Here is a 20,820-nt window from a genome sequence, read left to right on the forward strand (position 1 = left end):
CTCAAGCCTTCTTCCGGGTCGGAACCGTGAGGCTGAGCAGGCCGTTGGGCAGCACCAGCATCAAAACGATCATCAGGCCGGAATAGATCAGGAGCTGGAATTGGCCGGTCTGGAACAAGAGGTCCCAGCCGAAATAGAGCACCAGCGTGCCGAGCATCGGACCGAACACGTAGCCGAGGCCGCCGAGGAAGCAGTTCAGCATGAAGTTGACGGAATCGGTGACCGTGAAGCTCGACGGATAGATCGACTGCGAGATGGCGGCGAAGATGGCGCCGGCGAGACCGCCGAAGAAGGAGGACACCGCATAGGCGATGACGCGCAGATAGGCGATGTTGACGCCGATCGAGGAGGCGAGTTCCTCGTTCTGCTGCAGCGACTGGCAGAGCTTGCCGATGCGCGAGTTGACCAGCCGATACATCACCGCGAAGCAGCCCACCATCAGCGTGACCGCCAGCAGGTAGAAAGCGAGCCGCGAATTCTGCAGCGTGGCGAAGTCCGGGATGATGGTCAGCCCGAAGACCGAGAGCGCGCCGGGCAGCGGGATGCTGACGATGCCCTTGGCGCCGTTGGTGATCGGCAGCGCCAGCGCCAAGAGCCGCACGACCTCGGTCAGAACCAGAGTCACCATGGCGAAATAGACGCCGCGCAACCGCAGGATCGGCAGACCGATCAGCACGCTCGCGCCGGCGCAGAAGAGACCCGCGACAGGCAGCGTCAGCCAGAACGACCAGCCGTGGTTCATCACCAGTATGGCCGAGACATAGCCGCCCATCAGCGCATAGGCGCCCTGGCCGATATTGATGCGACCGATGTAGAAGGTGAGCCACACGCCGGCGCTGGCGATGCTGAGCAGCGCCACCGAAGTCAGCGTGTAGTAGAGGTCGATGCGGCCGCTGGCCGAGATCGCGGCCGGCACGGCGATGAAGACGATCGCCAGGAAGGCTGCGACCGAAGCGATCTTCATGTTGCGATTGCGGGTCATGGCGCGATCAACCCCACGGCTTGCCCATCAGCCCGTTGGGGCGGATCGACAGAAACACCATCAGGGCGGCGAAGATGACGAGATAGGTGACGTCGCCATATTCGCGCAGCGCGGTGAGGCCAACCGATTCCATCATGCCGAGGATGAAGCCGCCGGCGATCGCGCCGCCGACGACGCCGGCGCCGCCGATCATCACCATCAGGAAAGCCTTGATCGAGATCGGGCCGCCAATGCCGGAATTGACGCCGGTGATGGTGACCAGTAGGCCGCCGACAACGCCCGCCAGCATGGCGCCGAGCGCGAAGCCGATCATCGAATAGCGGTCGACCCTGACACCCATCAACTGGGCCGCGACACGGTCCTGGGCGAGCGCGCGCATGGCGCGGCCGACCCGGCTGTACTGCATGTAAAGGACAAAGGCGGCGATGAAGACGATGGCCAGAGCGCCGACAACCAGGCGGTCATAAGGCATGATGATGCCGGCCTCGTTGAAGACGCCTTTGACGATCTTGGGAACGCCGCGCTGCTTCTCACCGAACATGAGCAGGATGACGGCGTCGAAGAAGAAGGCCGTCGCGGCGGCGAGCAGCATGGTGCTCTCCTCGCGGTGACTGCGGCGGATAACCGTTCGAAAGAGGAATCTCTCCATCAGCGCGCCGATGACGGCGAGCGTCACACCGGAGGCCAGCAGCGCCACGACGAAAGGCAGGCCAAGCTGGCCGTAGACGGTGTAGGTGATGAACCCGCCCAGAACGTACATCTGCCCGTGGGCGAAATTCAGCACGTTCATCAGGGCGAAGATCAGGGTTAGCCCGAGCGCGATCAGCGCGTACTGGGCGCCGAGATACAATCCGTTGGCGATGACCTGTTCCATGGATCCTTCGATCTTCCGCGGGGTCCGAGCATCGCCCGGACCCCCGGCATTCGGGAGGAAGTAACCTTAGGAACCCAAACCTAGTCGACGGAGCCGACGAACAGGGTCTGGAAAGCGCCGTCCTTGTATTCGTTGACCACCATCGGCACGGCTAGCTGACGCTTCTGGCCGAAGGAGGTCGCGCCGACATAACTCAGCTTGGCGTCCCCCTTGAGGAAGGGGTTGGGCGCCGAGAAGGTGTCCATGGTCTTCTTGAATTCGTCGACATTGTTGATGGCGGCCGGATTGGCCTTCATCGTCTCGATGATGTACTCCAACGCGTAAACCTTGGTGTTGGACTCGTCGTTATACTCGCCGAACATCTTGGTGTAGCGGGCGACGAACTCTTTCATCTCGTCGGACGCGATCTCCGGCGTCGAGGCACCGCCGACGGAGATGAAGCCGTTGGCGTATTCGCCGGCGCCCTCCTCCAGAACCTTGGCGTCCTGCGCCGTCTCGGTCGAGATCAAGCCCTCGAAGCCGAGCTCGCGGGCGGCGCGGATGAGCAGCGGCGCGTTGGCCGGCGCCACGCCCGACAGCACCAGCAGATCGGGCTTCAGCGCGACGATCGGGGTCAGCACCGGCGTGAAGTCGCGGGTGTCGTTCTGGTACGTGTCGTTCTGCGCGACGACGTCGAGCCCGAGCGCCTTGGCCGCCTCGACGCCGCTGTCACGCTGGCTGAGCGGGTCGGATTCGTTCGCGGCGACAAAGGCGATCGTCTTCACGCCCTTGTTTTCCTTGAGGTATTTATAGATCGCCGGGCCCGACTGGTAGTTGGCGATCATGCCGAGCACGGCGTTCGAGGCCGGCTTCTGGTAGAGCGCCTTCGGGAAGGCGTAGGGGAAATAGATGATGCCGTTGGCCTCGGCGACAGGGCGCACCGCAGCAGCGCCGTCATCGACATTGGGTCCGACGACATAGTGGATGCCCTCCTGCGCCATCTTCTCCATGCCGGCGATGGCGCGCTTGGGATCTTTCTGGTCGTCGAAGGTGACGATGTTGATGTTGTAGGTGTCGTCGCCGATCTTGACGCCGCCTTTTTCGTTGAGCCAGGCGGCGCGCGTCTGCATCGAGCGCACATTGGACGTGCCCCAGGCGGCGGCGGGACCGCTGGTGACACCAACAAAGCCGATCTTCAGTTCCTTGTTTTCAGCCTGCGCGGACGGGATGCCTATGGCGGCCATGGCCAGGGTCGAGGCGGCGCCAAGCACCAGCGATTTCAAAGTCGAGCGTCGGTTGATCATATCGGTTCCCTTCTGGTTATCGCGCTTTTGTTTAGCTCATGGGCTGCGCGGATAGCCTATGGGAAGCCGCCTGGGACAGATTGTCAACAGATTTATTTGTTATTGTATACAATGTTTGGGCTGAATGTGTGCGACGGCAGAGCGGCCCAACCGCGAGGCAGGCTGAGGACTGGCTGCCCAACGGCCAGCCACCTCGGCGAACGATGAGTTCGCGGCATGATGAAATGGAGGCGGTCGCGGCTTACCGACGGCCGGGCGCGGGGCAGACCTTATTTTCCGCAATGATGGTCGTTGATTTTGTTCAGCGAATTCGCGTCCGGCCCCGTCCGGTGGTATGAACACGCGCCCGCCGCCGTGGTGACCAGCATGGCGTCATAGTAGCGCGGTCCGCCGAACAGGATGTCGATGAGGTCGCCTTCGGCCGGAACGTAGCGCTCCTGCTCGACCGGGCGCTTAAGATGCCGGTCGCCGGCGAACGCCGCGCCGGACACGCCAATGGCCGTGGCCAGAACGAGAGCGGAGATCGCAAGGTTTTTCGTCATCGGCGGCACCTTTCCGGCAATTTCGGATCAGCAGCATATCCAAAATCGCCAGCGGAGCAAAAGTTCCCCGACTCTATCTTCAAAATAGCTTGGCCCGATTGGGCGCTACACTCCTTCCCCGGAGCTGCTAAGGCTACTCGAAGGAGTAGGTAAAACCTTCCTTGGACGCGCCGACGGTGACCTTCGTCATCTTCGCGCCTTCCAGCGAGCGGTTGAGCACGCCGCGGCTGAGCTCCGGCAGCAGCGTGTTGGTGAGGATGGCGTCGATCATGCGGCCGCCGGACTCGATCTCGGTGCAGCGCGCCTTGACCAGATCCATGACGCCGTCGCCGATGACCAGTTCGGCATCGTTGTTCGCTTTAAGCCGCCGCGCGATCTTGCCGAACTGATGGCGGGCGATCGCCTCGATCATCGAATCCGACAGCGGATAATAGGGTATCGTGACGACCCGACCGAGGAAGGCGGCCGGGAAAACTTTCAGCAGCGGCGTGCGCAGGGCTGCGTCGAGATCGTCGATCCCGGTCCGCACGGTGCCGTTCTTGGTGCGGTCCATGATCACGTCGGAGCCAACATTCGAGGTGAGCAGGATCAGCGTGTTCTTGAAATCGATGCGCCGGCCCTCGCTGTCATCCATCATGCCCTTGTCAAAGACCTGGAAGAAGATCTCGTGGACGTCCGGATGCGCCTTCTCGACCTCGTCGAGCAGGATCACCGAATAGGGTTTGCGCCGCACCGCCTCGGTCAGGATGCCGCCCTTGCCGTAACCGACATAGCCGGGCGGCGCGCCCTTGAGCGTCGAGACGGTATGCGCTTCCTGGAACTCGGACATGTTGATCGAGATCAGGTTCTGCTCGCCGCCATAAAGCGTCTCGGCAAGCGCCAGCGCGGTCTCGGTCTTGCCGACGCCGGAGGGGCCGCAGAGCAGGAATACGCCGACCGGCTTTTCCGGCGCGCCAAGGCCGGCGCGGCTGGTCTGGACACGTTTGGCGATCATCTCCATCGCGTGATCCTGGCCGACCACGCGTTCCGAAAGGGTCGCGGCCAGCCTGAGCGCTTTCTCGGTCTGGCTGGACAGCATCCGTCCGGTCGGGATGCCGGTCCAATCCTGCACCACGGCGGCGACCGCATTGCGATCGACCGAAGGCAGGATCAGCGGCGTCTCGCCCTGCGCCGCGGCAAGCTCCGCCATCAGCTCGCGCAGCCGCGCGAGATCGGCAGACGAACCGGCCGATCCCTCGGCGATCGTCTCTCCGACGACCGCCTCGGGTTCGACCGCCTCGCCCTTCGCCGCCTTGGCTTTCGAGCCCTTGGATTTCGCGGGCTTGGTTTCAGCCGCCTTGCTCTCGGGCGCCTTTGCTTCGGGAGTTTCGGACGCAGCCGGCTCAGCCGCTACGGTTTCCTCCCCGGCCTCCCCCCCCGCCGCATCGAGCGGCACACCTTCACCGCGCAGTTTAGCGCGCAGGTCAAGAATCTCGGCGACCAGTGCTTTCTCGCGATCCCAGCGCGCCTGGGCGGCGGCTAAGGTGGTCTCGGTTTCCGCCAGCCCGGCATCGACGCGAGCCTGACGGTCGGCGACCTCGATGCCGATCGCCGCCTCGCGGCCGATGATGCCACTCTCGACCTCCAGCGCCTGGCGGCGGCGCAGAATGTCCTCGACCTCGGCCGGCGTCGCATGCTGCGAGACCGCAACGCGCGCGCAAGCCGTGTCGAGCAGGCTGACGGCCTTGTCCGGCAGTTGCCTGGCCGGAATGTAGCGGTGCGAGAGCGCGACCGCCGCCTCGATCGCCTCGTCCAGTATCTGGACCTTGTGGTGCTGCTCCAGGACGCCGGCGACGCCGCGCAGCATCAGCACGGCCACAGCTTCCGACGGCTCCTCGATCTTGACCACCTGGAAGCGGCGCGTCAGCGCCGGGTCCTTCTCGATATGCTGCTTGTATTCGGCCCAGGTCGTGGCGGCTATGGTGCGCAGCTCGCCGCGCGCCAGCGCCGGCTTCAAAAGATTTGCGGCGTCGCCGGTGCCCGCGGCACCGCCGGCGCCGATCAGCGTATGCGCCTCGTCGATGAACAGGATGACCGGCACCTCGGAGGCCTGAACCTCGTCGATGACCGCCTTCAGCCGCTTCTCGAACTCGCCCTTGACGCTGGCGCCCGCCTGCATCAGCCCGACATCGAGCATGCGCACGCTGACATTCTCAAGCGTCGGCGGCACGTCGCCCTGGGCGATGCGGAGCGCAAATCCTTCGACCACCGCCGTCTTGCCGACGCCGGCCTCGCCGGTCAGGATCGGGTTGTTTTGGCGGCGACGCATGAGGATGTCGACGATCTGCCGGATTTCCGGGTCGCGGCCGACGACCGGATCGATCTTGCCGTCGCGGGCGCGCAGCGTGAGGTCGGTCGCGTATTTGGCCAGCGCCGAATCTCCGCCCGGACCGCGCTTCATCGGCTGTTCGGCGGCGGCAGAGGCGGGAGGTGTGCCGGCTTCGAGCGAGCCTTCGGTGACATCGGCGAAACGGGAAACGACGCCGTCGGCATCGATTTTGTCGAATTCGGCGCTGATTTTCGACACCAGGCCTTCCAGTACCGGCGTCCTCAGGCAGGCCAGCAGGATATGGGCGCTGCGCACCTCCTCGACGCCGAACTCCAGCGTCGCCAGGTTCCAGCCTTCCTGGATGGCGTGGAAGATGTGATCGGAGAATTCCTCGACGGAGGTCGCGCCGTAAGGCAGCTTGTCGATGGCCCGGGTCATGTCAGCCGTCAGCCGGCTGACGTCCAACCCGGCATCGGCGATGATCATCTGCACGTCCGAGCGCTCGGACAGCACCAGTTGCTGGATGAAGTGGACGAGCTCCACATAAGGATTGCCGCGCAGCTTGGCCGTGTCGGCCGCGGCCTTGAAGGCGCGCACCCCCGTGGCGTTGAGCTTGGCGACCAGTTCCTTACGCTTGAAGCTCTGCGATGACCGGCGCTGTTCCATTCGAACCTGCTCCCGCAATCTGCCAACCGTACCCTGCCATATAAGCGGCGGCTTGACAAAGCCGTGTGACGGATAAGGCGTTTGGATCCATCCGGGCGGCACTGCCCGGTTACACAAGCTCTGCAATGTCGTGCAAGAAATACCGGATTGCGGTCCGGGCTATGCGAGCCATTTCACATACCCGGCCCGGCAATCGCGCAATGGGTTTTGCTGAAAGAAACGGTCGCGTTTAGCATCCGTTAGTTTTTGAGCAGCTGCTCAATTGTCGTGACGCGAGGCCGGTGGTAACGTTGCGTCACATAGGGTCTCAGGGCCGCTGGCTGGGGGTTAGTGTGATTGATCTCGCACTCTGGCTGAATCCTCTGAACGGTGAAAATCCGTCGGGAGAGGACTTGCGTAACGACCCGGCCTTTCATGAGCTGGAGCGCCTGACCGAACAGCAGAAAAAGGTCGAATACGAAGGAAACAACAAATCGGAAGTCGATGTTCCGGTCGACTGGTCCGTCGTACTCACCAAGGCGGAGGAGTTGCGGTCGCACGGGCGGGACCTGCGCCTCCTCGTCCTGGTTGTGCGTGCCCTTGCCAACGAAGAACAGCTGGGCGGGCTCGCCGAAGGCCTGACGCTGATCGCCCAAACCTTCGACAGGCATTGGGAAACGATGCATCCGGCACTGCGCTCTGGCGCCACGCCGCGCGAGGCTGCCTTGCGGCGCATCAATGCGCTGATCGACCTGCAAAACAGCCAGGACGGGCTGCTCAAGGATCTGCGCGGCATGGTCTTCTTTGCGCCGCGCACGGTCGGCCCGATCAAGGGAGAGGACCTGGAGAAGGGCAGCCTCGACGAACACGTCATGCTGCAGGAGGCTGCTTCGGGACTGGGCGCGGCGGAAAAGGCGGCGCTGGTGAGCGGCCACAACCAGCTGGTGAACCGGGTGCGCACCGGGTGCAAGGCGCAAGTCGATCAGGCCGGCGAGGCGATGACCTCGCTGCTCGCCGACGCCCGCGCGGTGATCGCCGCTCTCGACGAGGTCGACGCCGCCCTCAACAAGCGCATCGACGGCAATGGCCCCGCCATTCCGGAATTGAGACGCTTCCTGCAACGATTGCTGACGACGCTGGAGCGGAATTCCGCCGCCGGTGCCGGGGCGAACGGGGCTGCAAAGCCAATCCCGCAGCCGGCGGAACCGGCAGCGCCCGGCCCAAACGGCCATGGTGCCGAAAGGATGGGCGCCGAAGCGAGGGGAGCCGAATCGATGGCAAGTGTCGCAAGCTATGCGGAACCGGGCGCCGGGCTGCCCGACCGGATCACCTCGCGCGACGACGTCGTCAAATGCCTGGATCTCGTCGTCGCCTTTTATGACCGCACCGAGCCGTCGAGCCCGATCCCGCATCTCGCCCGCCGCGTGCGCCGCATGGTGCACATGGATTTCGTGGAACTGATGGAAGATCTCGCCCCATCGGGGCTGAAGGAGTTCCGGCTGCTTGCCGGTGTCCCCGATCCGAAGAAGCCGGCCCAGAAGGATGAAAGGTAACAAGCATGCCAGCAGAGAGCAAAGCGAAGGTCATCGAAAGAAACCGCGCCCCGCGCGTGCAGATCGCCTATGACGTCGAGACCTACGGCAGCCCGACAACGATCGAACTGCCGTTCGTCATGGCCGTGATGGCCGATCTTTCCGGCGCTTCACAGACCAAGGAAGCGGTGAAGTCAGTGCTCGACCGCAACTTCGTCGAGACCGACGCCAACCGCTTCCCGAAGTTCATGGAGGCCATGGGGCCGCGGGTGAAGGCACGAGTAAAGAACACACTCCCGCAAGCCGAGGGCGCCGAGCGGGACGAAGAGCTCGCGATCGATCTCACCTTCTCCAAGATGGGCGATTTCGCGCCGGACAAGATCGCCGAGCAGGTCCCGCAACTGGCCGAGATCCTCAAGATGCGCCGGCAGCTCGAAGAGCTGCTCGGCTTCATGGACGGCCGCGTCGACGCCGAAAAGCGCATCGCGCAGCTTCTGAACAACGAACCGCTGCTGAGCAAGATCGCCGGCCAGGCGATTTCTGAGGGCAAGGGCGAGGAGTAAGTCATGGCTGAACAGCAAAAAACCGCAGCCGCCACCGCCGAGGCGGAAGCGATTGACCTCGGCGAATTCAGCGGCCTCCTGGAAAAGGATTTCAAGGTCAAGAAGGACGACAGCGAGAAGCTGCAGCAGCTGGTGCGCAACCTGGCGCTGGCGGCGCAGTCGCGCTCCGAAACCACCACCATCTCGTCCAATGCGATCAAGTCGATCAAGTCGCTGATCGCCGGCATCGACAAGATGCTGACGACGCAGGTCAACGAGATCCTGCACGCGCCGGAAGTGCGCGAGATGGAAGGCACCTGGCGCGGCCTCTGGTATCTCGTCAACAACACCGAGACGGATACGAAGCTCAAGATCCGGGTGATGAACATCTCCAAGGAACAGCTGGCCGACACGCTGGAAGACTATGAAGGCCAGATGTGGGACCAGAGCCCGATCTTCAAGAAGGTCTATACGGACGAGTATTCGATGCTGGGCGGCGAGCCGATCGGCTGCATTCTCGGCGCCTACGAATTCTCGAACCATCCGCGCGACGTCGGCCTGCTGCGCAACATCTCCGGCGTCTGCGCCTCGGCGCACACGCCCTTCATCGCCGCCGCCTCGCCGCGCCTGTTCCGCATGGACAGCTGGCAGGAACTGCCCAACCCGCAGGACCTGCAGATGATCGTCAACAACCCGGCCTATGCCTCGTGGCAGTCGCTGCGCGAGAGCGAGGACGCCCGCTATATCGGCCTCACCATGCCGCGGGTGCTGGCGCGCCTGCCTTACGGCTCGGAAACCGTTCCGGTGAAGGGTTTCACCTTCGAGGAAGAGGTGGGAGGCGACCACAACAAATATGTCTGGATGAACGCCGCCTTCCCGATGGGCGTCAACATCAACCGCAGCCACAAGCTTTTTGGCTGGGGCACACAGATCCGCGGCGTCGAAAACGGCGGCACGGTGCTCAACCTGCCGGTGCACGCGTTTCCGACCGACGACGGATCGATCGCGATGAAATGCCCGACGGAAGTCGCTATCGACGACCGGCGCGAAGCGGAGCTCGCCAAACTCGGCCTGATGCCGATCCTGCACCGGAAGAACACCGACCTTGCGGCCTTCATCGGCGCCCATTCGCTGCAGGACGACGAGACCCGAGCCGGGCGTCTGGTCGATCCCGACGCGCAGGCCAACGAGCGGCTCAGCGCCAACCTGCCCTACCTGTTCCCGGTCTCGCGCTTCGCCCACTACCTCAAGGCGATCGCGCGCGACAAGATCGGCTCGTTCAAGGAACGCACCGACATGCAGATCTGGTTGACCGAATGGATCAACCGGTACGTGCTGGCCAATCCAGCCTTTGCCGACGACAAGGCGCGCGCCAAGCGCCCGCTCGCCGCGGCCGAGGTCCAGGTCGACAGTGTCGAAGGCCGGCCCGGTTACTACAACGCCCGTTTCTATCTGCGTCCGCACTACCAGCTGGAAGGCATCAATGCCTCGCTCCGGCTGGTGTCCGAACTGCCGTCAGTGAAGGGGTGAAATCGCAAGCATAGTCATCTTGTTTGGTTTGAGAGCGGTGGAGAAAGACAATGCCTTCAATGAAGATCGATGGTTTCCTGAAAGTTCCGGACATCAAGGGTCCCAGCGTGCGCGACGGCCACGAAGATGAGATCGAAGTCCATGGCGTCGACTACAAGATGATCGCGCCTTACGATCCCAACTCGCTCTCGCGCCGCGGGCGCGTATCCTTGGGGATGATCAAGTTCACCAAGCATTACGACAAGGCGTCGCCTTACCTGAAGAAGGCGCTGTTCGACAACAAGGCGCTCGACGAAGTGGTGTTTTCGGCGCGCCGCACCATCGACGGCGAGACCAGCGATTATCTGGTGGTGACGCTCACCGACGCCTCGATCATGGAATACGACATGAAGCAGGCCGATGACGAGGCCGACCTGATCGAGGAAGAAGTGAGCTTCGCCTACAAGAAGATCAAATTCGTCTACGACAAGGACGACGAGATCGAAATGGATGTCTATGTCGGCAAGTGAGGCCAAAAGGCCCGGCGCAAGGGCGCAGCTCGCCGGCAGTTCGCGAGCAAAGCGCGAGGCGGTCCAGCCCTCCCTCTGGGACCGCCTCATCAACGACCTGCCCGGGCTGACGTCGGAGATCGAGGGGCTGCGTCGCCTGCTGGAAGAAGAACTCGGCGCCGAGCGCGTCGAGGCTCTTCTTGCCGGCAGCGCACGCACCATCGATGCCGATGCGGAACTCACCCCCGACCAAAAGCGGCGCCTGCACCGTCTGGTGTTCCAGGCCGAACATCGCGCCGAGATCGAAAGCCGCGGCGTGGTGGTGTCGGCGCGGGTGCTCAGGGAAGCCGTCCGGCGCGACATCGAAGCCTTGTTCAACACCGAGCGCTTCGAGTCCGTTCCGATGCTTTCCGATGCCGAGCACGAACAGCCCCTGGACGAGCTGCCGTCGCTTGCCGACTTTCCGGAGGTGCGCCGCAGCGTCGTGAACTACGGCGTGCCGTCCTTCTCCGGCCGCTCCTCGCGGGACTTCGACCGCGATACCCTGGCGCGCGAGATCCGCGCGGTGCTCGCCACCTTCGAGCCGCGGCTCAAGGAAAGCGCCACGACGGTCAATGTCACCCTTGGCGACAAGAGCGTCGGCCTGAAGATCGAGATCGACGCCGTGCTGATCATGACGCCGACGCCGGAGCGCATGCGGCTGCGCACCACGATCAATCTCGACAACGGCCTGGCGCGAACCGAATTCCGGGAGACCTGAGATGGATCGGGTCTTCGTCGAATATTACGAAGAAGAACTGACCCATATCCGGGCGCTCGCGGCCGAATTCGCCGATATGCATCCGGCAGTCGCCCGCAATCTTTCCCTCGACACCGTTCCCTGCCCGGACCCCTATGTCGAACGGCTGCTCGACGGCGTGGCCTTCCTTGCCGCGCGCACGCGGCTGAAGGTCGACGCCGAGCGCTCGCGCTTCTCGCGCGCCGTGCTCGACGTGCTTTACCCGGACCTGGTCACCCCGGCGCCGGCAACGGCGATGGCGGTGCTGAAACCCGGCCAGCAAGTGCAGTCGATGATCGCCGGTCATACAGTCGCGCGCGGCACACGACTGGTCTCCAGCCTGCATCCGGGGCTGTCGACGCGGTCAACCTTCAGCACCGCGCAAGAGATCACGCTATGGCCGATCGCGATCACCTCCGTCAGCTATTTCCAGGATCGCAGCGCGCTGGCTGCCGCCGGCATCGGCCCAGTCGCCGGCGCGCGCGGCGAGGCAGCGCTGCGCGTCGCGCTTGCGCGCACCGGAAAGGGCAAGCTCAGCGAGCTGTCGCTCGACCGTCTCGATCTCTATTTCGCCGGTCGCACCAAGGCGCCGCTCCTGTTCGACGCGATCTTCGGGGCCTGCTCGGCCGTCGGCGCGCGGGCGGAAGGAAAGACCAATCCGCTATCGGCGTTGCCCGAGCCCGAGATGGTCGGCATCCGCGACGACGAGGCGCTGATGCCGCGCACCCGCCCGACCTTCGAGGGCTACCGCCTGCTGCGCGAATATTTCATGATCCCCGAACGCTTCCACTATGTGCGGGTCGCCGGCCTGCAGCCGGTGGTGCGCAAATGCGAGGCGGGGATGGAGATCATCTTCCTGTTCCGCCGCCCGGTGCCCGAGCTCGCCGACGTTGCGCCGGCCGATTTCGAGCTCTTCGTGACGCCGCTGATCAATCTCTTCGAGCGCGAATGCAACGTCATCGAGATCGATCCGCGCAGGACACGGCAAGTGCTGCATGCCGATCGAACCAGAGCGCGCGATTTCGAGATCTTCCGCGTCACCCGAGTGGAGGATGCCGACGCGGAGGGCAGCGAGGCCGAGATTCCCGAGCTTTTCAGCCTGGGGCAGAACCGCGGCAGCGGCTGGGTGTATTCGACCGAGCGGCGCCCTCGCAGGGCCACCGAAGATGAGCGTCGCGACGGCCTGACCCGCACCTCCTACACGGGAGACGATGTTTTCCTCTCGGTGTCGCGCCCGGCCGGCAGCCCGGCCAACCGGCCGCTCAAGCGCCTCGACGTCATTGCGCTTTGCACCAATCGCGACCTGCCGATCCTCGACGACACACCGACACTGACGCTGGAGACGGCGGACCCCGTGGAGGCCGTCAGGCTGCTCGGCGCGCTGCGGCCGCCCCAGCCGTCGATCCCGGCGTCGCTGCCGGCGGGCGCCGAAGGCGAATCCCGCGCCGACAATCTTGCCTGGCGGCTGGTGGCGCAGCTCTCGCTCAACTTCTTGAGTCTCGCCAAGGAAGGCCGCGGCGTCGATCCGCTGCACGCGCTGCTCGATCTTTATGCCGACCGCGGCGACCCGAGCCTCGCCCGCAACGTGCATTCGATCACCCGCATCGACTCGCGCCCAGTGATCGAGCGGCTCAAGATCGACGGGCCGATGTGCTTCGGGCGGGGCACGGAAGTGACGCTGCATGTCGACCAGTCGGTGCTGGCGGGGCAAAGCACGCTTTTGCTTTCGGCCCTGCTGGCGCGGCTGTTTGCCCGCCATGCCGGGATAAACGGTTTCGTGCGGACACGCACGCGGCTGCTGCAGAAGCAGGAGGATGTGCCATGGCCGATGACGCCCGGCAATCGCTACCTGATCTAGCGCGGCCCGCCCTGAGCGAAGCCGTCTCAGACGGAATCGGGGCGTTGTCGGAAAGCTTTGACTTCTTCGAGCTTCTGCGCCGGCTGGAGCAGAGGGGCGGGCTGTTCGGCTATTCCGGCCAGGCCAATCGCGAGCCGGCGCGGCTCGGCCAGCATGTGCGCCTGAGCTTCTCGGCCAGGGACGTGATGAAATTCCAGGAGGCGGGCGAAAAGGCTCCGGCGCGGGTGACCGTCGCCAATCTGGGACTGCTCGGGCCCGAAGGGCCGATGCCGCTGCATCTGACGCGCTGGGTGCTGGACCGGCTGTCGCAGCGCTGGTTCACCGGCACGCAAGCGGAGCAGACCAGCGACACAACCTTCGTCGACTTCGTCAACATCCTGCAGCATCGGATGATCGCGCTTTACTACCGCGCCTGGGCCGACGCTCATCCGGCGGTGCAGGTCGAGCGCTCGGTCGGCGGGCGCGTCCGCGCCATGCTGGAAGCAATGTCGGGGATCGGCCTTCCCGGCACCCAGGATGCCGAACTCGACGCGGTGCGGCTGCGCCAGGCCGGCTCGCTGGCCCGCCAGGTCGACGGTCCGGAACGGCTGACCTTGTTTCTTGCCACGGCCTTCAAGGTGCCGGTCGAGATCAAGGAATTCGTCGCTTCCTGGATCACCATACCGGCGGCACTGCAGAGCCGCGTCGGCAAGGCCTATGCGGCGCTCGGGCGCGGGGCGACGATCGGCCCGCGCGTCTTCAGCCGCCAGAGCCGGATCGAGTTGCGCGTCGGCCCGCTCGATCTCGACGCCTTCAAGTCGTTCCTGCCCGGAGAGCGGCGCCTCGCCCTCTTCAAGAAAGCGGTGCGCGACATGATCGGCGAAGCGCTGGACATCGATTTGCGCATCGTGCTTGCGCGCGACGCCGTGCCGCCGCCGAAGATCGGAACCGTCCAGCTCGGCCGAACCTCCTGGCTTGCGCGCCCCGCCGAGAAGGGAGACGCCGACGATCTCAAGCTGCGCACGATCGTCGGCTGGCGGCCGGAAATGGCGGAGGCGGCCGCATGAGCCTGCTGCTGACGCTGGAACAAGGCCCGCGCTCCCAGGTGGTCAGGCAGACCCGGCTGGACGAAGGCGAACTGGTGATCGGGCGCAGCGCCGATGCCGGCTGGCAGATCGATGATCCGGACATGTTCGTGTCGCGCGCCCATTGCAAGATCAGCGGCGGCCGCGACGGCTACTTCGTCACCGACACGTCGAGCAGCGGGCTGTTCATCGACGATTCCGACAGCCCGCTCGGCACCGGCAGGTCGGCACGGCTGCAAAGCGGCATGCGTTTGAGACTGGGCGACTACGTGCTCTATGTCGAGGTCCAGCCAAGCGCGAGCCAGACTTCGGTCGGTGAGGTCGCCAACCATTCCGCCGCCGCCTGGTCGGCGCCTCAGCCGCGATCTTCGCCCAGCATCGGCGGCGACGATTTCTTTTCGGCCAAGGTCGAGGAGGAGCCGCGGCGGCCGCGGCCGGCCGATCTGCCGGACCCGTTCGAGCAGCCTGTGCCCGGCGCGTATGACCGCGCCTCGAACCAGCGCAGTTCGCCCGCCTTCGACGACCCATTCAGCCTCGACCCGGTGGCGACACGGGCCTCGGACGACGACTCGGCAACTGGCCGGTCCGATCCGTTCGGCTTCGGCGACATGCCCGCGCGCGGCGATACGGCGCAGCCGGCGCCGAAACCGACCGGCTTCGACGACTTCGGCTTCGGCCCAGCCGCGACGCCTGCCTCCGCCAACGGCGCGCATACGGCCCGTCGCAGCGAGCAGCCGGCCGAAAAGCCGCAGGTCGCTCCTCCGCGGGACTTGTCGGCGCGCACGCCCGAGCCGCCTCCTCCGCCGCGCCCGGCTCCCGCGCCCAGGCTGTCCCGTGCAGCTCAGCCTGTGCCCGGCGATATGGCGCTGCGCGCCGCCTTCCTGCGCGGCATGGGGGTCGAGGAGGCCGATTTTCTCGGGCGCGACGCGATCGCCGAGATGGAAAAATTCGGGCGCGAGTACCGGCTGATGCTGGACGGCCTGATGCAGCTTCTGCGCAAGCGCGCCGAGGAAAAGGGCAGCGCGCGCGTTGCCCAGACGGTGGTCGGCGCCTCCGAGGTCAACCCGCTCAAATTCCTGCCGACGGTCGAGGATGTCATCGTCACCATACTCTCGGAGCGCAGCCCCGGCTTCCTCTCCGGCGAGGCGGCGATCGGCGATGCGGTGAAGGATCTCGCGCAGCACCACGTGCGCGCTTGGCGCGGCGTTCAGGCAGCGCTGCGGCGCATGATCGACCGGTTCGATCCGGCGACGATCGAGGAAGAGCTGAAATCCAATTCCGCGATCGGCAACCTGCTTGCGGGCGGCCGCAACGCCAAGCTGTGGGAGCTTTACCAGAAACGCCATCGCGACATCGCCCAAAGCGCGGAATCGAGTTTCCTGGGCGAGATCGGCGCAGACTTCAGGGATGCATACGAAGAGGAGTAGGACATGATCGATCGACGCGAATTCATCGTTGCCCTCGGCGCGACGGGGCTGCTTGCGGCTTGCCAGAGCGGCCCGCCGAAACCATCGGTTATCTCGGTCAACGTGACCGGTGGCGCCGGCATGAATCCGGGGCCCGGCGGCGGCGACCGACCGGTGACTGTGCTGGTGATGCGGCTTGCCAGCACCGGCAAGTTCAATTCGGCCGATTATTTTGCGCTGCAGGGCGATGCGGGGTCCGCACTTGGAGCCGACCTTATCGGATCCGATTCGATCTCCGTCGCACCGGGCAAGACGGCGGCCAAGACCATCACGGTCGAACCGAACGCGACGGCGCTCGGCTTCGTCGCGCTGATCCGCGAACCCGGCGGACGCAACTGGCGCACGACCAAGTCGGTGTCGGCGGGATCGAAATTCACCATCAATGTCACGCTAGGCGGCGGCGGTATTTCCGCCTGACGGCGAGACAGAAGTTGGCAGTGCAGAGAGCAGCGGCATGAGCGACGCAAACAGGGTGCTATGGTCCGAGGGGCTCTTCCTGAGAACCCAGCATTTCCAGCAGCAGGACCGGTTCTTCGAGGCGATGGTGCGGGGCGCGCTGCAGGCCGGTCAGCTCCATACGTTCGGCTTCCAGCAGCTGACGCTCGATCAATCGCTGCTCGATGCAGGCCAGGTTTCTATCGTGTCCGCCCGGGGTATTTTCCCCGACGGCACGCCCTTCTCCATTCCGGAAATGATGGACGCGCCGAAACCGCTGCCGGTCACGGCCGATACCGGCGCCGGGCCGGTGCTGGTCGCGCTGCCGCTCGAGCCGCCCGGCGGCGTCGGTTTCGACCCGGCGCATGCCGCGTCGACCGGAGCGCGCTATCACGGCAGGATCGTGTCGGTGCGCGATTCCGTGCAGGGCGGCGCCGACCCGGAAGAGATCGAGATCGCCCGCCCGCAGGCGATGCTGCTTGCGCCCGGCAAATCGGTCGGCGGCTACACCGCGCTGCCGGTCGCCGACATCAAGGGCGTGCGGGCCGACGGGGGCGTCTCGCTCGACGAGAGCTTCCTGCCGCCGACGCTGATCACGGGCGCGGTCGCCTGGTACCGGCAATTGCTGCAGGAGGTCGTCACCGGTCTCGACCAGATCGCCGAAGCGCATGGCAAGATGGTGATGGGCGGGCCCGGCCGCAGCGTCGAGGACCTGCTGATGCTCCACCTTGCCAATGCGGCCAAGCCGCGGCTCGCCCACATGCTGGCGCAAGATGTCTTCCATCCGGCCGAGCTCTATCTCGAGCTCGCCGGCCTCGCCGGCGAAATGGCGACTTATGGCTCCAGCTCGCGCCGGCTCGGGGAGCTGCCGGCCTATGACCACATGGCGCCCGGCCCTGCCTATATGGCCCTGGCGGACGCCTTGCGCTCGCTGATCCTCAGCCTGCGGTATATCGAGCCGAAATCGCGCGCGCTGCCGGTCATGCGGCATGCCACCAATGTCTGGAAGGTGCGCATCGACAACCCGAAACTTCTGGTGGCCAGCCGCATCGTCATCCGCGTCGGCTCCGAACTGTCGGAAGACGCGCTGCGCAAGATCTTCGTCAACCAAGCGACCGTCGGGTCCGCCGACCAGTTCGAGGGGCTGTGGAAGTCGCGCCTGCCCGGCATTCCGCTGAAGCCGCTGCATTCGCAGCCGCGCGAGATTCCCTATGACGGCGACCGGCTGTGCCTGGAGTTGGACCAGAAGAGCGAGCATTGGGCCTCGCTGCTCGACGCCCCCGGTTTCGTCATCGGCGTTTCCGGTGTGCTGCCAAGCGAGCCGCAGGTCGACTGCTATTCGGTGAACAGGTGAGGCCATGAGCCGGGATGATCCTTTCGGACTGTCGGAGGATCGCGAACGCACGCGCATCAGGCTGACGGGCGCTTCGCCCCGGCCGATGGCGCCGCTGGCGCCGGGCGCGCCGGTGAAGCGCGCGCGCGCCCATCCCAATGTGCTGATCAATAGCTTCGCGCCGCTGCTCGAATTCGCGCCGGAGCTGGAAAGCGCGCTGGCGCCGGAGAACCCGGAAGTGCTGCGCACGCGCCTGCTCGAGGAGCTGGTGCGCGCACGCGATGCCGCGATGGCCGCGGGCTCGTCGCTGGAGCGGGCCGATCAGGCCGCTTGGGCGGTGGCGGCCTTGCTCGACGATCTCGCGCTCAACACGCCGTGGGGCGGCGCCAGCGCCTGGCCACGCCAGCCGCTGGTGGTGATGCTGCGCGGCGACGTCGATGCCGGCACGCAGTTCTTCTCGCGGCTCGACGAACTGGAGCGGCATCCGAACCGCGACCGCGAAATGCTGGAGCTGCAATATTATTGCCTGGCGCTCGGCTTCCGCGGCAAATATCGCGTGCCTGGCCGCGCCGGCGACCGCTCGCTCAATGCCGTTCGCGTGGCGGCGGCGCGCTTCCTGCGCAATGCCGATGCCGAAGATGCGCCGCTGTCGCCGAACTGGAAGGGCGTGATCGCCTCGGACGAGCCGCAGCGCTTCATCGTACCGATCTGGGTGATGGCGCTGGCGGCCGTGGTCATCGCCGCCGCTGCTTATGTCGGCCTGTCGATGGGGCTGAGCAGCCAGGCGGTCGAGCTCTCCGCCCTGGTCCGCGCTTTGCCGCCGCCCTCGCGGGGCGACGTCACCCGCGCCGCGCCCAAGGTCGACGCGCCCGAACCCGAGGCGCCGCAGCCGGAACCGGTCGATTTTGCGCTGCTGCCTGAATTCAAGGCCGAGGCGCCGGATGGTCTCAAGCCGGCGCTGAGCGGGACCGAGAGCGTGTCGCTGGCCAAGCTCGTCATCCAGTCTTCCAATCCCGAACTGTTCCAGTCGGCGCGGCCGACACTCACGCAGGGCTATGAGCCGCTGATCGAATCGATCGCCAAGGTGATCCTCGCCAATCAGGAACTGATCGGGAACGTCACGGTGGTCGGCCACACCGACAATGTGCGCCTGCAGAAATCCAACCCGCTTTCGTCGAACCAGCGGCTGTCGGAAGCGCGCGCCGAGACCATAGCCAACCTTCTGGTGCAGGCCGGCGTGCCGCAGGAGCGCATTCATTCGGAAGGCCGCGCCGAGACCGATCCGGTGGCCGACAACTCGACGCGCGAGGGCCGCGCGCTCAACCGCCGCGTCGAGGTCCTGGTCGAGAAGAGGCTCTGATGTTCATCCTGCGCTTCCTCTGGGCGGTTCTCACCTCGCGCTTCCTTTGGACGCTGATCGGCATCGCGCTGCTTTCCCTGCTGATCTGGGTGTTCGGCCCGATCGTCCAGGTCGGCCCGTATGCGCCGTTCGATTCCGACAATGTGCGCATCGCCATCATCGCCGGGCTTATCATCCTGTGGCTGATCTGGCTGATCATCGCGCAGCGCCGCGCGATCCGCGCCAACCGCATGTTCGTCGCCGAGATCGCCGCGCCCGTGGCGGAAAAGCAGCTCACTCCTGGCGAGGAAAGCGTTGCCGCGGTCGGCGCCAAATTCGGCGAGGTGATGGCGGAGCTCAAGCGACGCAAGCTCGGCGGCCGCAAATTCCTGCGCGAGATGCCTTGGTATGTCATCGTCGGACCGCCGGCCACGGGCAAGACCACGGCGCTGCGACAGTCAGGCCTCAACTTCCCGATCGATCTCACCGACGATCTGCAGGGCGTCGGCGGCACGCGCAATTGCGACTGGTTCTTCTCGGAGAACGCGGTGCTGATCGACACCGCCGGCCGTTACGTCCAGCAGGAAAGCCAGCCGGATGTCGACGCGACGGAATGGCTGGGTTTCCTCGATCTTCTCAAGAAGCATCGCGGCCGCCGCGCGCTCAACGGCGTCATCGTCGCGCTGTCGATCGATGTGCTTTCGGAAGGCGACGAAGCCATCAAGGCGCATGGCCGCAAGATCCGCCGCCGGCTGGCGGAGCTGAACGACCGCCTCGAAATCCGCCTTCCCGTCTATCTGATGCTGACCAAGGCCGACCTGATCAAGGGCTTCGAGGCCTTCTTCGGCGGTCTCTCGACCGCCGCCCGCGAGCAGGTATGGGGGACGACCTTTCCGCTCGATGCCCGCATCGACGCCAAGACCGTCGAAAGAGAGCTTGCCGCGCTTGCCACGGAGCTGGAGCGGCGGCTGGTGCCGCGCCTGGAGGACGAGGACAAGCTCGGATCGCGCGCGGAAATCTTCCGTTTCCCGGCCCAGCTCGCGAGCCTCTCCGAGCCGATCCAGGTGCTGATCGAGGCGATGTTCGGCGAAAGCCGCTACGAGGAAGCCGCCTGGCTGCGCGGCCTCTATCTGACCTCGGCGACACAGGAAGGCGCGCCGATCGACCGGCTGACGGCGGCGCTGTCCTCCTCCTTCGGGCTGCCGCCGCGTCGCGCGATGCTGGCGCCGCGCGTCGAGAAGCGCAGCTTCTTCCTGCGCAATCTCCTGACCGAGGTCATCTTCAAGGAAGCGGGTCTCGGCACGCTCGATCCGTTGGCGCAGCGCCGCCGCGCCTGGATTTGGCGCGGCGCGGCCGCGGCTTGCGCGCTTGCCGCCCTGCTGGCGGGTGGACTGTTCACCTGGTCCTATCTCGACAACCGCAATGCGATCACCGAGCAGGCCGGCCAGTTCGAGGCGCTGCAGGCGCCGCTGACCGACGTCTCCGCCACGCCGGCTTCGGTGGAGCAGCCGACGATGGATGGGGCGCTGGCCGCGATGGACGCGGTGGCGACGGCACGCACCGCACCGCCGGAGGCTGTCCACAATTTACTCGGCCCGACCGCTTCGGCCGAGCTCGTGCGCGCCCAGACCGACACTTACGACCACGCGCTGCGCAACGTGCTCGAGCCGCACATGGTGGCGCTGCTCGAAGCCACGATGTGGCGGCAGATCCGCGATCCGGATTTCATGCTCGGTGCGCTGAAGACCTATCGCATGATGACCGGCCTGTCGCAGATGGACACCGACTTCGTGCAGAACTGGTGGGTGAACAGTCTGCCGG

Annotated in this window: 17 protein-coding genes; 12 read left to right on the forward strand and 5 right to left on the reverse strand. The window is 65.4% G+C overall.

Features of this window, described 5'->3' with window-relative positions; translation table 11 throughout:
* Position 1: 1 nt before the first annotated feature.
* The 5 genes from EOA49_RS12070 to tssH form a co-directional block, all read right to left on the reverse strand.
* Positions 2–982 carry a branched-chain amino acid ABC transporter permease gene (locus EOA49_RS12070; protein WP_095776296.1) on the reverse strand — a complete coding sequence of 327 codons (981 nt, stop codon included), beginning with the start codon at positions 980–982 and terminating at the stop codon, positions 2–4.
* Positions 983–989: 7 nt separating this feature from the next.
* Positions 990–1,856 carry a branched-chain amino acid ABC transporter permease gene (locus EOA49_RS12075; protein WP_066989049.1) on the reverse strand — a complete coding sequence of 289 codons (867 nt, stop codon included), beginning with the start codon at positions 1,854–1,856 and terminating at the stop codon, positions 990–992.
* Between the two features lie 80 nt (positions 1,857–1,936).
* Positions 1,937–3,139, reverse strand: a complete 1,203-nt coding sequence (locus EOA49_RS12080; protein WP_066989051.1) for an ABC transporter substrate-binding protein — start codon at positions 3,137–3,139, stop codon at positions 1,937–1,939.
* A gap of 269 nt (positions 3,140–3,408) precedes the next feature.
* On the reverse strand, positions 3,409–3,681 hold the full coding sequence (locus tag EOA49_RS12085) for a hypothetical protein (RefSeq protein WP_127242052.1): 273 nt from the start codon (positions 3,679–3,681) through the stop codon (positions 3,409–3,411).
* Between the two features lie 133 nt (positions 3,682–3,814).
* Complete coding sequence (gene tssH, locus EOA49_RS12090; protein WP_127243167.1) at positions 3,815–6,655, reverse strand: type VI secretion system ATPase TssH; 2,841 nt, start codon at positions 6,653–6,655, stop codon at positions 3,815–3,817.
* Between the two features lie 332 nt (positions 6,656–6,987).
* On the opposite strand from tssH, the gene tssA reads away from it, so the two are divergent.
* From tssA to tssM, 12 genes are all read left to right on the forward strand, one after another.
* Entirely contained in the window at positions 6,988–8,187 is a 1,200-nt protein-coding gene (gene tssA / locus EOA49_RS12095) for a type VI secretion system protein TssA (RefSeq protein ID WP_067327623.1), read from the forward strand.
* Positions 8,188–8,192: 5 nt separating this feature from the next.
* Positions 8,193–8,729, forward strand: coding sequence for a type VI secretion system contractile sheath small subunit (tssB, locus tag EOA49_RS12100; RefSeq protein WP_066989057.1), 537 nt, complete (start codon positions 8,193–8,195; stop codon positions 8,727–8,729).
* A gap of 3 nt (positions 8,730–8,732) precedes the next feature.
* The gene (gene tssC, locus EOA49_RS12105; protein ID WP_066989059.1) at positions 8,733–10,238 is read left to right on the forward strand and encodes a type VI secretion system contractile sheath large subunit; all 1,506 of its coding nucleotides are present in this window, start codon (positions 8,733–8,735) and stop codon (positions 10,236–10,238) included.
* Positions 10,239–10,297: 59 nt separating this feature from the next.
* The gene (locus EOA49_RS12110) at positions 10,298–10,747 is read left to right on the forward strand and encodes an Hcp family type VI secretion system effector (RefSeq protein ID WP_170950255.1); all 450 of its coding nucleotides are present in this window, start codon (positions 10,298–10,300) and stop codon (positions 10,745–10,747) included.
* Positions 10,734–11,486 (forward strand): type VI secretion system baseplate subunit TssE, encoded by a 753-nt coding sequence (gene tssE / locus EOA49_RS12115; protein WP_067327620.1) that lies wholly within the window; start codon positions 10,734–10,736, stop codon positions 11,484–11,486. The genes EOA49_RS12110 and tssE overlap by 14 nt, the downstream gene beginning before the upstream one ends.
* Before the next feature lies 1 nt (position 11,487).
* A complete protein-coding gene (gene tssF / locus EOA49_RS12120; RefSeq protein WP_127243168.1) occupies positions 11,488–13,362 on the forward strand; it encodes a type VI secretion system baseplate subunit TssF in 1,875 nt (624 codons plus the stop codon).
* Complete coding sequence (gene tssG / locus EOA49_RS12125) at positions 13,326–14,408, forward strand: type VI secretion system baseplate subunit TssG (protein ID WP_127241702.1); 1,083 nt, start codon at positions 13,326–13,328, stop codon at positions 14,406–14,408. Before tssF ends, tssG begins: the two co-directional genes overlap by 37 nt.
* Entirely contained in the window at positions 14,405–15,853 is a 1,449-nt protein-coding gene (gene tagH / locus EOA49_RS12130) for a type VI secretion system-associated FHA domain protein TagH (protein ID WP_127243169.1), read from the forward strand. Before tssG ends, tagH begins: the two co-directional genes overlap by 4 nt.
* A 3-nt stretch (positions 15,854–15,856) precedes the next feature.
* Entirely contained in the window at positions 15,857–16,309 is a 453-nt protein-coding gene (gene tssJ / locus EOA49_RS12135) for a type VI secretion system lipoprotein TssJ (RefSeq protein WP_066989071.1), read from the forward strand.
* A gap of 37 nt (positions 16,310–16,346) precedes the next feature.
* Positions 16,347–17,681, forward strand: a complete 1,335-nt coding sequence (gene tssK / locus EOA49_RS12140; RefSeq protein ID WP_066989073.1) for a type VI secretion system baseplate subunit TssK — start codon at positions 16,347–16,349, stop codon at positions 17,679–17,681.
* Positions 17,682–17,685: 4 nt separating this feature from the next.
* Positions 17,686–19,020, forward strand: coding sequence for a type VI secretion system protein TssL, long form (gene tssL / locus EOA49_RS12145; RefSeq protein ID WP_095801005.1), 1,335 nt, complete (start codon positions 17,686–17,688; stop codon positions 19,018–19,020).
* Positions 19,020–20,820 (forward strand): type VI secretion system membrane subunit TssM (gene tssM / locus EOA49_RS12150; protein WP_127243170.1); only part of this gene is annotated, 1,801 nt, incomplete at its 3' end. The genes tssL and tssM, both read left to right, overlap by 1 nt.

This window comes from Mesorhizobium sp. M1A.F.Ca.IN.020.04.1.1 (genome assembly GCF_003997315.1).
Taxonomy (GTDB): domain Bacteria; phylum Pseudomonadota; class Alphaproteobacteria; order Rhizobiales; family Rhizobiaceae; genus Mesorhizobium.